Raw genomic sequence first — 14,311 nt, 5'->3', positions numbered from 1 at the left:
CTTTGGCAGGGTCAAGACCAAAGCTCTTGCAAAGCCTCTGACGCCCGTTCCCGGCCTGGCCTTATTCTGCAGCGGCGGCCAGGCGGAATTTGGCAAAGACCGTCTCATTCCCCGGGCTGGGGTGACGCGGGATCAGGCAGGACAGGCCCAGCGACAGCAGCGCCATCAGGGCCGCCAGCACAAAGACCAGCGCCGGCGACACCACCCACAACAGCCCCAGCAGAACCGGCAGGAACACCGCAGCGATATGGTTGATGGTAAAGGCCACCGCCGCCGTTGGCGCAATATCCGCCGGATCGGCGATTTTCTGAAAATAGGTCTTGAGCGCCAGCGCTAGGGCAAAAAGCACATGATCCACCACATAGAGACAGGCCGCCAGCAGCACTCCCCAGCCAAACCAGTAGATCCCGCCATAAAGGGCAAAGACCAGGGTCAGCCCGGTATATTCGATGACCAATGTCCGGCGTTCGCCAAAATAGGCGACAAAGCGCCCCAAAAGCGGTGCCACCAGAATATTGATCACCAGGTTGATCAGAAACAGGCCTGTGACCTCATGCACGTCAAAGCCAAAACGTTCAACCATCATGAAGCCGGCAAAAACGACAAAGATCTGGCGCCGCGCCCCGGCCATGAATTGCAGCAGGTAATACAGCCAATAGCGCCGCCGCAGGATCAGCTTCTTGTTCTGTGGCGTCGGTGAATCGAACTGCGGGTAAACCAGCAGGCACAGCAGAGCAATCGCTGTGGTCACACCGCCCGCAGTCATGAAGACCAGATTATAACTGAGATCAAATGTCTCCCACAGCAGCACGATCAGCCCATAGACCACCAGCGTCGAGGCCGACCCGGTGGCGATAAGCCAGCCAAGCATCTGTGGTGCACGGTCCTTTGGCAGCCATTGCAGCTGCAGCGACTGGTTCACCGTCTCGTAGTAATGAAACCCGATCGAGCTCAGCAAGGTGATCATCAAGATCCCCCCGAGCGAGGGAAACCAGCCTGTCAGCATGGTGGCAATGCCCAACATCACCAATGAAATCAGACCCAACACCTGCTCGCGTACAAACAGGATGATGGCGATGACCCCCACCGCCAAAAAGCCGGGGATTTCGCGCACAGTATGCAACAGCCCAATATCAGCCCCGTCAAACTGCGCCACCTCGATGACAAAGTTGTTGAGCAAGGCAAACCAGCCATTGAAGGCAATGGGCATGCAGATCGCCATCACAAACAGCAATGTGGTCGGGCGACGCCATAGCGGCAGATCATGGGCCGCCTCCAGGGAAAGAGGTTTAGTCATAGATGCGGTTTACGCCTCTTTTTGAACCAGCGCGAGTGCAAAGACAGCGCGCACATAGATCGCTGCATCCGCGCACAAAAGGTGGAACACGCCCCCGCCCCGCCTCTACCTGCAAGCTGATCTGCATCAAGGTTGCAGGCCTCAACTTCACGTATATGATTTATTGAATTCAGATCGAAAGGGCCAAGGCATGGATTTGCTTCTGCTGATAGAGACCCTGGCCGAGCGCCTGGGCGAAGCGCCCTTGGCGGCGCTCTTTGGTCTGGTGACCGGCGTCGCCTTTGGCATCGCGGCCCAGCGCTCTCGGTTTTGCCTGCGCGCTGCCACGGTGGAATTTGCTCGCGGCCAGCTGGGCGACCGCATGGCTGTCTGGCTGCTCACCTTTTCCACCGCCGTGGTCTGGGTGCAGACGGCCGAGCTTTTGGGCCTGATGCACAGGGCAGACGCCCGAATGATGGCAGTGCCGGGCAGTTGGTCTGGTGCCATCTTGGGCGGGCTGATCTTTGGCGTTGGCATGGTGCTGGCCAGGGGCTGTTCAGGGCGGCTTCTGGTGTTGGCCGCTACTGGCAATCTGCGCTCAGTTGTCTCTGGGCTGATCTTTGCCGTGGTGGCCCAGATGAGCCTCTCTGGCATGTTGTCGCCGCTGCGCGACACACTTGCCCAGCTCTGGGTTACCACGGGCGGGCGCAATATGGATTTGCTGGTGGAATTTGGCCTGCCCGACTGGGGCGGTCTGGCACTTGGGCTGGCCATCGCGGCTCTTGCGCTGGCACTGTCGCGGCACAATCGGATTAGTGCGGCGCGGCTGGTCTTTGCCTCTGGCGTCGGCTTTGCCGTGGCACTGGGCTGGGTGCTGACCTATGGGTTGAGCCAGGTTGCCTTTGATCCGGTGCAGATCGAAAGCGCCACCTTCACCGGACCCTCGGCGCATACGCTGATGTTTTTTCTCGACCGCAATGCCGTTCTGGATTTTGACATCGGCCTGGTTCCCGGCGTCTTTATCGGCGCGATGCTGGCGGCCTGGTCTGCGGGCGAGATGAAATTGCAGGCCTTTGACGATACCGCAACCATGCGCAAGGCGATGATTGGCGCGGTTCTGATGGGCTTTGGCGGCATGTTGGCCGGTGGCTGTGCCATTGGCGCAGGTGTCACCGGTGGATCCATTTTTGCTGGCACCGCCTGGCTGGCGCTGTTTTGCATGTGGATCGGGGCAATGGCGACAGATCTGCTGATTGATCAGCGTCTCCAGCCCGCCACAGCCTAGGCTTTGCCTCGTCCCGGAGGTTTAGAAAAAGTTCTGCGGGTCGATATCGATGCTGAGGCGCAGATCGCCCTTCATGCGAAAGGGCTGGATCCACCGGGTCAGGGCCACCTGCAACGGCACCCCCTTGGCCGCCTTGACCAGCAACCGCACCCGGTGACGCCCCCGCACTCGGGCGATCGGCGCAGGCGCCGGGCCGAATAGCTGGGCTCCAACCTGACGCAACGGGCCATCGTTGCGCGCCAGCGCATTGCCCAGATCAAACACCTGCGCCAGATCCGTTCCTGACAGGATAATCCCCGCCATGCGCCCATAGGGCGGCACCCCGGCTTCGCGGCGCTGTGCCGCTTCGGCCGCCCAAAAGGCCTCTTCGTCGCCACTCAGGATCGCGCGAATAACCGGATGTTCCGGCTGAAAGGTCTGCAATAGGGCCTCTCCGGGGCGTTCCGCGCGCCCCGCCCGCCCTGCCACCTGGCGCATCAGCTGAAAGGTACGCTCTCCGGCCCGCAAGTCAGACCCCTGCAATCCAAGATCCGCATCGATCACCCCCACCAGGGTCAACAAAGGAAAGTTATGCCCCTTGGCCACCAGTTGGGTGCCCAGAATGATATCGGCCTCTCCGGCAGCAATTTCTTCGATCCGCGCCTTCAGCGCCCGGGCTGATCCAAACAGATCAGAACTCAGCACCGCGATGCGCGCCTCAGGAAACAACGCCGCGGCTTCTTCTCCCAGCCGCTCGATGCCCGGCCCAACCGGAGCCATCTTGCCCTCTACCTGACAGGAAGGGCAGACCTCGGGAATGGGCTTTGTCTCGCCGCACTGATGGCACATCAACCGCTTCATAAAGCGGTGCTCCACCATGCGCGCGTCGCAATTGTCACAGGCCACCTGCGCCCCGCAAGCCCGGCAGATGGTCAGTGGCGCAAACCCTCGCCGATTGAGGAACAGCAGCGATTGTTCGCCGCGGCTGATCCGATCCTGCATAGCCGATTTTAGCCGTGGCGAAATCCAGGTGGCGGGGGCAAGATCCTCGTTGCGCATATCCACAGCGCGCATCGTGGGCAGCACGGCGGTACCAAAACGCGCGGTCAGATCGACCCGTTGATATTTTCCCGCCTCTGCATTGGCCCAGGTTTCCAGGCTGGGCGTGGCCGAGGCCAGAACTACCTGCGCCGAACACATGGCCGCACGCAGCACTGCCATATCGCGGGCGTTATACAGCACCCCCTCTTCCTGCTTGTAGGCGGTGTCGTGTTCTTCATCGACAATAATCAGCCCGAGATCGCGAAATGGCAGAAACAACGCCGACCGCGCGCCGATCACCAACTGCGCGTTCCCCTGCCCCAGCATTCGCCAGACCCGGCGGCGTTCTGTCATGGTGGCACCGGAATGCCACTCGGCGGGGGTGGCCCCAAAACGCACCTCGACACGTTTCAAAAACTCCGCCGTCAGGGCAATTTCAGGCAAGAGCACCAGCGCCTGGCGCCCCTTACGCAGACAGGCCGCAACCGCTTCCAGATAGACCTCGGTCTTGCCCGACCCCGTCACCCCCTTCAGCAAGGTGGTGCCATAGGCGCCGCTTTCGACGCCCGCCGCCAGGGTCAAGGCCGCGCTGGCCTGATCCGCTGTCAGCTCTTTGCCAGGGCGTGCGGGGTCCAACACCGGATAGGGCAAATCCCGAGGGGTCTCTTCCTCGCGCAGCGTCCCCTGGGTCACCAGCCCCTTGACTACCGAAGGCGTCACCCCGGCCATGTCGGCCAGCTCTTTCGGGGTAAAGGCCATGGAGGCGAACTCATCCATCACCGCAAGCACCTTGCCACGGGCCGGTGTCATCCGGTCGGGTTCCTTATCGCCGAGACGCAGCACCCGGCGCATCGACGGCGGATCTGCCAGCCCCGGCGCGCGGGTAGCCAGCCGTAGCATCGCCGACATCGGCGTCAGGGTGTATTCGGCGGCCTTGCCTAGGAACTGGCGCATCTCTTCGCGCATCGGAGCCACATCCAGCACCCGATTGACCTGCCGCAGCTTGGCCGAATCAAAGTCACCGCCCCCCGCGCCCCAGATAACCCCCAGAACCTTGCGCGGCCCCAGCGGTACCTCGACAAAGGCACCGCGAAAACAACCGCCCTCGGGGGCGCGATAATCCAAAAGCCGATCAAGAGGTTGCGCGGTCAGTACAGCCACCCTGTCGCCCTGATGGAAAAATTCCTGCCCGCTCACCTGTACCGCCTCCAAACCTCGGGGCTTTTTAATGCCTGCGCCATGCGCTAAAGGCTAGCGCAATCCAGGCCAAACTTTCCCAAAAGGATCCCCGCCGATGAAATTCTTTGTAGATACCGCCGAAATCGACGCCATCGCCGAGCTGAACGACCTTGGAATGGTAGACGGTGTAACCACCAACCCCTCGCTGATCAAAAAATCCGGCCGTGACATTATCGAGGTCACCAAAGAGATCTGCGCCATGGTCACCGGCCCCGTCTCTGCCGAGGTCACCGCGACAGACGCCGAGACCATGATCGCCGAGGGCCGCAAGCTGGTCGAAATCGCCGAAAACATCGCCGTCAAAGTGCCGCTGACATGGGATGGCCTCAAGGCCTGCAAGGTCCTGTCCGATGATGGCCATATGGTCAATGTGACGCTCTGCTTCTCGGCCAATCAGGCGCTGATCGCCGCCAAGGCCGGCGCCACATTCATTTCACCCTTCATTGGCCGCCTCGACGATATCAACCTAGACGGCATGGAGTTGATCAACGATATCCGCCAGATCTATGACAACTATGGCTTCGATACCGAAATCCTCGCCGCCTCGATCCGCTCGGCCAACCATATCCTCGACAGCGCCCTGATCGGTGCCGATGTGATCACCGCCCCCCCTGCCGTGATCAAATCACTGGCCAACCACCCACTGACCGACAAGGGCCTGGCAACTTTCCTGGATGACATCAAAGCCGCCGATATCAAAATCCTGTAAGGATATTGCGCATACGCCCACCGGTATGAACTTGGTGATGGTGGCTCCAACAGATCGGGGCCACCACCGCGCGGCTCGACAATCGCCGCATCCCGCCTCGGCGCCCTGGCCAGCGCTTGGCAATCAACGATATCCGTTGACCCAGATCACGAATCATCCAGCCCATCTCTGACAGGTCTCATTGCCAGCCCAGTCGCTGCCTTTTTTTGCTTTTTCGGGGTCAAGGGGCGCGCAAGCGCCCGCGCCTCTGGCGCGGCTTGCCCTTGAGGCCGCAATAGCCCTTATAGACTTGCAAAGGCGCGTTTAGGGGCAGTCCAGCCCCTAAACCGCTTCTCAGCCCCTGTCTTTTGCGCCGGGCAAAGCCCGGCGCCCGGCCCAACCGGGGCAAGGGATCTTTGATCCAGCCGCCCTGGGCGGGAGCGCCCCCTTGCCCTGTCCCAGCCCCATACAGAACCGTTCCGCCCTCCCGCAATCGACCCTCTGGCGCTGCGCAGGGCCTTTAGGCCTTTTCCTGCCCGTAAGGATTTTTTAGCCACTTTGCCGCAAGGCCTGTGTTATACCCCAGGCCAAACGCCCAATAGAGGTTCAAGAATGAGCAGCACAACAGCCAAACTAGACGCTCCCCTGCGCGATGCAATTCTGGCAAAGCCAGACGCGGTTCTCGAAGATCAGGGCCTGATGGATGCCCTGGTTTCGGCCAGTGATCGTGCCATGGGGGCCAATATCGTTGACCTGCGTGGCATTGCGATGGAACGTATGGAGGCACGGCTGGATCGGCTGGAAGATACCCACCGTTCGGTGATTGCAGCGGCCTATGAAAACCTGGCCGGCACGAATCAGATCCACCGCGCAGTTTTGCGCCTGCTGGATCCTGTCGATTTTCCCGGATTTTTGCACACACTCAACACCGATCTGGCAGAGATCCTGCGGGTAGACTGCGTGGCACTCGTGCTGGAAACGCATCAGGATGACGGCACCGCCGCGGCTGCGCGCATGGGCGAAGTGCTGAAAGTCGCCGCCCCTGGCTTTGTCAACTACTACGCCGATACCGGGCGTGGCGATCCACAGCGCCGCGTTCTGCTGCGCCAGCTGCAGGCTGGCACGGACAGTGTGTTTGGCGCAAAGGCGCAGGACATCCGATCAGAGGCCTGTCTGAGGCTGGACCTGGGCACCGGACGCCTGCCGGGGCTCTTGGTGCTGGGATCCGCGGATCCCAACCAGTTCACCCCGCAGCATGGCACTGATCTTCTGACCTTTTTTGCCGGGGTATTTGAACGCAGCATGTGCCGCTGGTTGTCCTGATCCCTGCAGCCTGGAGACACTGTACCATGGGCACACGGAAACACTGGTACAATAAGAACTGGCAAACAAACATGACGGCTTCCATATGAAGGGCCCCGCATGAAGACGACAGACGCCGCCCCTTCTCTGATTTCCCCCGCCGGCCGCGACGCCTTGCAGCTGTGGCTACAGGGGCTTAGCGCGCTCGAAGGGGCTGCGGCCAATACCATCAACGCCTATCAGGGGGACCTGACTGGGTTTCTCAGCTTCATGACCACCCATAGCGGCGCGCGTCAGGGACTGGGCGCATTGGCGAAAATCAGCACTTCGGATATGCGGGCCTGGATGGCACAGGAGCGCAACAGCGGCACTGGCCCGCGCTCTCTGGCGCGCAAGCTTTCGGCGGTGAAGAGCTTCTATCGCTGGCTGGCCGAACGGGAAGGGTTTGAACCGACAGCCGTCCTGGCGGCACGCGCCCCCAAGTTTCAAAAGAAATTGCCGCGCCCCCTCGCAGAAGATGCCGCCCGCGCGGTCTTGGACACCGTCGAGATGCAATCGAGCAAAAGCTGGGTGGCTGCACGTGATGTGGCTGTGGTCACCCTGCTCTATGGCTGTGGCCTGCGTATCTCTGAAGCGCTGGCACTGCCCGGCAGCGCAGCGCCACTGCCAAACAGCCTGCGCATATCAGGCAAGGGTGGCAAGGAACGACTGGTGCCGGTGATCGCAGCCGCCCGCAGTGCCGTCGACCGGTATCTCGCCCTGTCGCCCCATCCGCAAGAAGACGACAAGCCGCTGTTTCGTGGCGTGCGCGGCGGGGCGCTGAACCCCCGCCAGATCCAGACGGTGATGGCCCAGACTCGCGCCCAGCTGGGCCTGCCGGCCAGTGCCACGCCACATGCGCTGCGCCACAGCTTTGCCACCCACCTGCTGGAAGCGGGCGGAGACCTGCGCGCCATCCAAGAACTGCTGGGGCATTCGTCACTGTCGACGACCCAGGCCTATACCGCGGTGGATACCGCCCATCTGATGGCAGTTTACAACCGCAGCCACCCCAAGGCGTGACTCGTCATCAGCGGCCTGGCATCAGCGGCCCGTCTACCCCCTGCCCCGGCACCCGCTAAAATTTGAGCTAATATTCACGCGGGACTGCATGAGTGGTTAATCCCTTCCCCCGTATCTAAAGGCACCCGATGCTCCAGAAAGGATGCCAAAAGATGACATTTGAAACGCTCTCGCTTCATCCTGCCCCAGCGGCGCCTTCGCCTGCACCCTCGCAGATCCGCTTTCCCCAGATGCCACACAAAAACCGCAGGCCCGACCTACCGGCTCCAGGCACCAGCCGGGCCAGAATGGTGCTGCGGCAGGCACAGTTGAATGCAAGAAAACTGCTTCAGGCCCACGACGAATCGCCCGTTTGGCTGCACTGAAGCCTTGCAGCCGCGGATGAAATTCGCCATCACGGGGGCATGACACCACAGATCCGCGCCCTCTCCGTTCACCTTCTCACCGCAACAGGCGCTGTTTTTGCCATGCTGTCCATGCTGGCGGCCGTGGACGCCAAATGGAGCCTGATGTTTGTCTGGCTGGTGGTTGCCTTTGCGGTGGATGGTGTCGATGGCCCGCTGGCCCGCCACTATCAGGTGAAACGCTATGCGCCGCAGTTTGACGGCGTCTTGCTGGATCTGATCATCGACTACCTGACATATGTCTTCATCCCGGCCTTTGCACTGTTCAAATCAGACTTGATGTCGGGATGGACCGGCTGGTTTGCGATCATCGTCATCACCTTTGCCAGCGCAATGTATTTTGCCGATACCCGGATGAAGACCAAGGACAATTCCTTTTCCGGATTTCCCGGCTGCTGGAATATGCTGGTGCTGGTGATTTTTGCGCTAGAACCCAATCACTGGACCATTCTGGTACTGGTAACGCTACTGTCTATTGCCATGTTCCTGCCGCTGAAATTCATCCATCCCGTCCGCACCGAGCGTTGGCGGCGCCTGTCGCTGCCCATCGCGCTGGCCTGGACCTTTTTTGCCGGTTGGGCCGCCTGGGTCGATTTCCATCCTGAAAGCTGGGCGCATTGGGGGCTGATTGTGACCTCGATCTATCTGGTCTTTGTTGGCATTGCCCAGCAGATCATCCCCGAAAAACGCTAAGCACCCGGCTCCGTACCGCGCCCCCTGCGAAACAAGCCTGCCGCAAGCAAAGCCGCCCAGCCCGGGCCGACAGATCCCACTCTGTGATCCGGTCCGGGCGCTCTTTTCCCCAAGCCTTCACCGGGCGTGGCATTGTGCAGCACTATATCAGCAGACCGGCGGCACCTTCGTGTTTTAGCAGGGCAACCTTGGTTTCAACCCCGCCCCGGCCGGAAAACCCACCCAGACCATTCGCCCCCAGCACCCGATGACAGGGAATGATCACTGGAATGGGGTTGGCCCCACAGGCATTGCCTATTGGCTGTGGTGGCGCCTTGAGTACCCTGGCCAAATCGCCATAGGTTCGGGTTTCTCCCAGTGGGATTTGCCGCATGGCGTCGCAGACCGCGCGCTGGAAATCAGATCCCGCGACGTGCAGCGGTAGATCAAAGATCTGCAATTCTCCAGCAAAATAGGCCTCTATCTGTTCAACCGCCCGACGCAGCAGCGCCGTGTCATCCGCCCCGCCCCACTGCCAGCCCAGCCCGGTGATAGCACCGTCTGCTTCACTCAGGCACAGGGGGCCGACGGGGGTATCAACTGTCGCTGAAGGCACCTTGGCATTCTCCACATCACTTACAGTGAATCATGTTAACCACGCAGATCTGCCAAAGCACAGTGCAAACCTTTGCAGGGTATCCCACCGCGACAAGAGACACATTCGTATAGGTCCTATCCTGATTTCCCCTTCCGGTGACCCAAGGGGAGGATATGGCTTTGTTAAAATTCAGTTAAACTGAGGGAGTAACAACAAATAGGTGTATCATGTTTTCGGCGATTGGGTCCGGCTTTCACGGCAATAGCGTAGCAGCGTCTTATAAGGCAGGTGTTCCGGCGATGGATGCAAGCCTGAATGAGGGCAAGTCCCAAGGCTGGAATCGCGCCATCCAGCGCCAGACCGCGCTGAGCGGCGGCGTCTCTCCTGTCTCCGGCAAGTCAGCGGCCCATTCCCCGAACCGGTCTCCGGGTCCGGCGTTGGATGCTGCCCGCGATCAGGCGCTGGGACGCGGTCGCTATAGTGAACAGGCCTTGATGGCGCATTTCCTGGTTCAGGCGTCGAGCTATGCCCCCGGCCCCAAGCCCGCCAGCAGCCTGATCGCAGAGCAAGCATATCGCGACGCCCGCAGTGCTATTGCGGTGACCAGCTGAGCTCCGATCCCCCTGGGTTTCCAGTGTTTCACAAAACAAAAGGCCCCCGGTTTCGGGGGCCTTTTTCAGATTTGTCACAGCGGTTTGATCCGAGGATCAGGCCAGCGCCGCCTCGCAGCGCCCACAGACACCCGCATGGGTATAGGTTCCAACATCCGGCAGAATCTTCCAGCACCGCTGGCATTTATCGCCCTCGGCCTTTTCAAACACTACCGAGATCCCCTCGACCTCGGGCATGCGGAAGGCTTCGTCCGGTGCAGGATCACCTGTCAGGCTGATATCAGAGGTGATGCAGATATCCGCAAAGTTCACCGATTTCAGCAGTTCAAGAACCTCTGCATCGCGCAGATGAACCACCGGATGGGCCTCAAGAGAGGCGCCGATCACCTTGTCGATACGCTGTACCTCTAGTGCCGCAGTGACCACCCGGCGGGCCTGCCGGATCTTTGCCCATTTCGCCGCCAGCGGCTCATTCAGCCAATCGCCCGGTGTCTCGGGGATATCGGTCAAATGTACCGAGCTTTCGTCACCAGGGAAGCGTTCAAGCCAGACTTCCTCCATGGTGAAGACCAGGATCGGCGCCAGCCAGGTGGTGATCCGATGGAACAGGATATCCAGCACCGTGCGGGCGGCGCGCGCGTTCAGCGTGTCCCCATCACAATAGAGCGCATCCTTGCGCACATCAAAGTAGAAGGCGGAAAGATCAACGGTGGCAAAGGTAAAGACGGCTTGCCAGACGCCATTGAAATCAAAGGCTTGATAGCCGGTGCGCACCTGATGATCCAGCTCTGCCAGACGGTGCAGAACCCATTGCTCCAGCTCGGGCATATCCTCTGCCGCAACCCGCTGATCTTCGGTGAAATCGTGCAGGGAACCCAGCATATAGCGCATGGTATTGCGCAGGCGGCGATAGCTGTCAGCCGTGCCTTTCAGGATTTCAGGCCCGATGCGCTGATCCGAGGTGTAATCAGTCTGCGCCACCCAGAGCCGCAGAATATCGGCACCGTATTGCTTGACGATTTCTTCCGGCACGATGGTATTGCCCAGGGATTTGGACATCTTGTTGCCCTTGCCATCCAGGGTAAACCCATGCGTCACCACATTGCGATAGGGTGCGCGCCCCTTGGTGCCGCAGGCCTGCAACAAGGAAGAGTGGAACCAGCCGCGGTGCTGATCTGTGCCTTCCATATAGACATCGGCAATGCCATCTTCGGTGCCATCTTTGCGGTCGCGCAGCACAAAGGCATGGGTTGAGCCGGAATCAAACCAGACGTCGAGCACGTCAAAGACCTGCTCCCACTCCTCTGCATTGTAGTCCGATCCCAGGAATCGTTCCTTGGCACCGTCCAGATACCAGGCATCGGCGCCTTCAGCCTCAAAGGCTGCAACGATACGAGCATTGACCGCGTCGTCGCGCAGCAGGAAGCCTTCATCGGTCGGCAACAGACCCTTTTTCACAAAGCAGGTCAGCGGCACGCCCCAGGCGCGCTGGCGCGACAGCACCCAGTCAGGGCGGCTCTCGATCATGGAATAGAGCCGGTTACGACCGCGCTGCGGCGTCCATTTCACCAGTTCGTCGATGGAACGCAGGGCACGTTCGCGGATGGTTGTACCCATCTCGTCCTGACCATCGCCAACGGGGCGGTCAACGCTGGCAAACCACTGCGGCGTGTTGCGATAGATAATCGGAGCCTTGGAACGCCAGGAATGCGGGTAGCTGTGCTTGATCTTGCCACGCGCCAGCAGCCCGCCGACCTCGACCAGCTTGTCGATGATCGCCTTGTTTGCATCCCCCTCGCCGCCCTTGCGGTTGAGGATGTATTTGCCACCAAAGAACGGCAGATCGGCGCGGAAACCGCCATCGTCCATCACATTATAGGTGATGACCTGCTCCAGCATTCCGAGGTCGCGGTAGAGTTCGAATTCCTCCATCCCGTGGCTGGGCGCGCAGTGTACAAAACCGGTGCCTTCTTCATCGGTCACAAAGGGGGCAGCGCGGAAATCGCGCGGCGCGTCCCATTCACCATCGGAGCCTTCGGCCCCAGCAAGGGGGTGGGCCAGCGAAAGGCCAGAGAGTTCTTCGGCCGGCACAGAGCGCACACGGGTATACATGCCCTCTTCCAGACGGGCCCGTTTGAAGACATCGCCTGCCAGCTTGTCGGCCAGCAGGAAGCGGTCGCCCTTGGCGGCCCAGCATTCTTCCGGCGCGTCAGTGACCTCATAGAGGCCGTAATCGAATGTTTCGCCGTAGACCACCGCCTTGTTGGACGGGATGGTCCAGGGGGTTGTGGTCCAGATGACGACGCTGGCACCTGCCAGATCGTCGGCACCGCCAGAGACTGCAAACTTCACCCAGACGGTAAAGCTGTCCTTGTCCTTGTATTCCACCTCGGCCTCAGCCAAGGCAGTTTTTTCAACCGGCGACCACATCACCGGCTTGGAGCCCTGATAAAGCGTGCCATTCATCAGGAACTTCTGGAATTCCGCCGCGATCACCGCCTCGGCGTGGAAATCCATCGTCAGATAGGGATCGGCCCAATTGCCGGTGATGCCAAGGCGTTTGAACTCTTCGCGCTGGATATCCACCCATTTGTCGGCAAAGGCGCGGCATTCCTGGCGGAATTCCACCACATCCACCGCGTCTTTGTTCTTGCCCTTCTTGCGGTACTGCTCTTCGATCTTCCATTCGATTGGCAGGCCGTGGCAATCCCAACCCGGCACATAACGCGCATCAAAGCCCATCATCTGATGGCTGCGCACGATCATGTCCTTGATGGTCTTGTTCAGCGCATGGCCGATGTGCAGATGGCCGTTGGCATAGGGCGGGCCGTCATGCAGCGTGAAAGGCTTGCGGCCTTGCTTTTCCCGCAGCCGGTCATAAACGCCAATCTTGGCCCAGCGCTCCAGCCAGTGGGGCTCGCGCTTGGGCAGGCCTGCGCGCATTGGGAAATCGGTTTTGGGCAGGTTCAGGGTCTGCTTGTATTCAGGGGTGTCAGCTGTCTCGGCGCACATGGGTGGCGTCCTTTGGATAATCGGTTCGGAAACTGGGTATTTCAGTGCGGCGCGATAGCTCAAGCGCCTTTGCCCGGCGTCTCATTCAATCAGAGCGCCGGGGATATAATTCGAATAATGATGGCCACGATATGGGACATGGGGGGCGTTATAGGCCGCTAGGGCGCCGGGGTAAAGCGGGGTTGTGATCCCAACTCCAAAGCGGGTTTGCTAATCGCCGCATGTCAAATCTGATCGGAGCAGCCACCAGCAGCAGCTGCGTCACACCGCCGCCGCCCATTGCCCCGGAACCGCGCCCCTGTCATATGGATAACAGGAATTTCCAGCACTGTATTGCCCCCCACGCTGGCCCGAGGGCTGGCGCACAGCACAGGGCCAAAGCTATGTGAAACAGGACAGATGATGCGCCAGCTCCCAGATCAACCAGGCCCAGATCACTCCCACCAAGACTACCCCATGCGGCGCTTTGATATTTCTGCCGCCCAGATCGACCGAGTTGTCACCCTGTTCTACATCCGCGTGCGCGCCGACAGGGTGCTTGGTCCGATCTTTGCCCGCTATGTGGCCGATGGCGACTGGCCGGAGCACGAGGCCAAGATCGCCTGGTTCTGGCGCAACGCCATCCTGCGTGAGAAGAGCTATAGCGGCAATCCCATGCGGGTGCATGTATCCAGGCCAGAGATCCAGGCCGAACATTTCACGATCTGGCTCGGGCTGTTTCACCAGGTGCTACAGGCCGAACTCTCGCCCGCGCTGGCCCTGCAGTGGGGGAGCCTGGCGGACCGCATCGGCGAAGGCTTCCGCACCGGAATTGTCGCAATGCGACAGCCAAAGGACGCGCCGCCCAAACTGTTCTGATCGCCCTCTCGGATGAATTGGCAACCCACCACGCTGGCCTCAACAGACCCAGCGCAGCGGAAGCCCCTGATGATGGAGAAAGTGGATAAAGGGAAATAGTGAAAATAAATTCGCGCAGAAATCCCGCGTAGAAGTGGACAAAAGATAACCTCAATACAGGGGAAACAGCAAAATTCGACCTGTGCGCCTGTGCATGAAGAACCCAGACCTGCTGATATCCCCGCGCGACCTCTCTGTCCGCAACGATGCCGCGTTCAAGTCCCCAGCCCAGCCCCGGCCAAGTG

The 14,311-nt window shown here is 60.4% G+C and carries 11 protein-coding genes; 7 read left to right on the top strand and 4 right to left on the bottom strand.

Annotated features, from left to right (window positions below):
* Positions 1-61: 61 nt before the first annotated feature.
* Positions 62-1,297 (bottom strand): MFS transporter, encoded by a 1,236-nt coding sequence (locus ACN0VH_RS15260; protein WP_417701076.1) that lies wholly within the window; start codon positions 1,295-1,297, stop codon positions 62-64.
* A gap of 190 nt (positions 1,298-1,487) precedes the next feature.
* On the opposite strand from ACN0VH_RS15260, the gene ACN0VH_RS15255 reads away from it, so the two are divergent.
* Positions 1,488-2,561, top strand: coding sequence for a YeeE/YedE family protein (locus tag ACN0VH_RS15255; protein ID WP_417701075.1), 1,074 nt, complete (start codon positions 1,488-1,490; stop codon positions 2,559-2,561).
* A gap of 21 nt (positions 2,562-2,582) precedes the next feature.
* Here the strand turns inward: ACN0VH_RS15255 and ACN0VH_RS15250 are convergent, their stop codons facing one another.
* A complete protein-coding gene (locus ACN0VH_RS15250) occupies positions 2,583-4,778 on the bottom strand; it encodes a primosomal protein N' (protein WP_417701074.1) in 2,196 nt (731 codons plus the stop codon).
* A gap of 97 nt (positions 4,779-4,875) precedes the next feature.
* Between ACN0VH_RS15250 and fsa the strand changes: the two genes are divergently transcribed.
* From fsa to ACN0VH_RS15230, 4 genes are all read left to right on the top strand, one after another.
* On the top strand, positions 4,876-5,529 hold the full coding sequence (gene fsa, locus ACN0VH_RS15245) for a fructose-6-phosphate aldolase (protein WP_278921373.1): 654 nt from the start codon (positions 4,876-4,878) through the stop codon (positions 5,527-5,529).
* Between the two features lie 591 nt (positions 5,530-6,120).
* Positions 6,121-6,831, top strand: coding sequence for a DUF484 family protein (locus ACN0VH_RS15240; protein WP_278921374.1), 711 nt, complete (start codon positions 6,121-6,123; stop codon positions 6,829-6,831).
* A 99-nt stretch (positions 6,832-6,930) separates the two neighbouring features.
* A complete protein-coding gene (locus ACN0VH_RS15235; RefSeq protein ID WP_417701073.1) occupies positions 6,931-7,872 on the top strand; it encodes a tyrosine recombinase XerC in 942 nt (313 codons plus the stop codon).
* A gap of 404 nt (positions 7,873-8,276) precedes the next feature.
* The gene (locus ACN0VH_RS15230) at positions 8,277-8,969 is read left to right on the top strand and encodes a CDP-alcohol phosphatidyltransferase family protein (protein WP_232403599.1); all 693 of its coding nucleotides are present in this window, start codon (positions 8,277-8,279) and stop codon (positions 8,967-8,969) included.
* A gap of 142 nt (positions 8,970-9,111) precedes the next feature.
* Here ACN0VH_RS15230 and ACN0VH_RS15225 read toward each other — a convergent pair whose 3' ends face one another.
* The gene (locus ACN0VH_RS15225) at positions 9,112-9,564 is read right to left on the bottom strand and encodes a methylated-DNA--[protein]-cysteine S-methyltransferase (protein ID WP_278921377.1); all 453 of its coding nucleotides are present in this window, start codon (positions 9,562-9,564) and stop codon (positions 9,112-9,114) included.
* A gap of 209 nt (positions 9,565-9,773) precedes the next feature.
* Here ACN0VH_RS15225 and ACN0VH_RS15220 point away from each other — a divergent pair, with 209 nt between their 5' ends.
* On the top strand, positions 9,774-10,157 hold the full coding sequence (locus ACN0VH_RS15220) for a hypothetical protein (protein ID WP_417701072.1): 384 nt from the start codon (positions 9,774-9,776) through the stop codon (positions 10,155-10,157).
* 96 nt (positions 10,158-10,253) lie between these two features.
* On the opposite strand, the gene ileS is transcribed toward ACN0VH_RS15220, so the two are convergent.
* The gene (ileS, locus tag ACN0VH_RS15215) at positions 10,254-13,169 is read right to left on the bottom strand and encodes an isoleucine--tRNA ligase (RefSeq protein ID WP_417701071.1); all 2,916 of its coding nucleotides are present in this window, start codon (positions 13,167-13,169) and stop codon (positions 10,254-10,256) included.
* Between the two features lie 456 nt (positions 13,170-13,625).
* On the opposite strand from ileS, the gene ACN0VH_RS15210 reads away from it, so the two are divergent.
* Complete coding sequence (locus ACN0VH_RS15210) at positions 13,626-14,027, top strand: group III truncated hemoglobin (protein WP_417701070.1); 402 nt, start codon at positions 13,626-13,628, stop codon at positions 14,025-14,027.
* Positions 14,028-14,311 lie beyond the last annotated feature (284 nt).

The organism is Pseudophaeobacter sp., assembly GCF_048267565.1.
In the GTDB taxonomy this organism is placed as follows: domain Bacteria; phylum Pseudomonadota; class Alphaproteobacteria; order Rhodobacterales; family Rhodobacteraceae; genus Pseudophaeobacter; species Pseudophaeobacter profundi.
The sequence above is the reverse complement of the archived record's forward strand: the minus strand, read 5'-3'. Positions and strand labels throughout refer to the sequence as shown.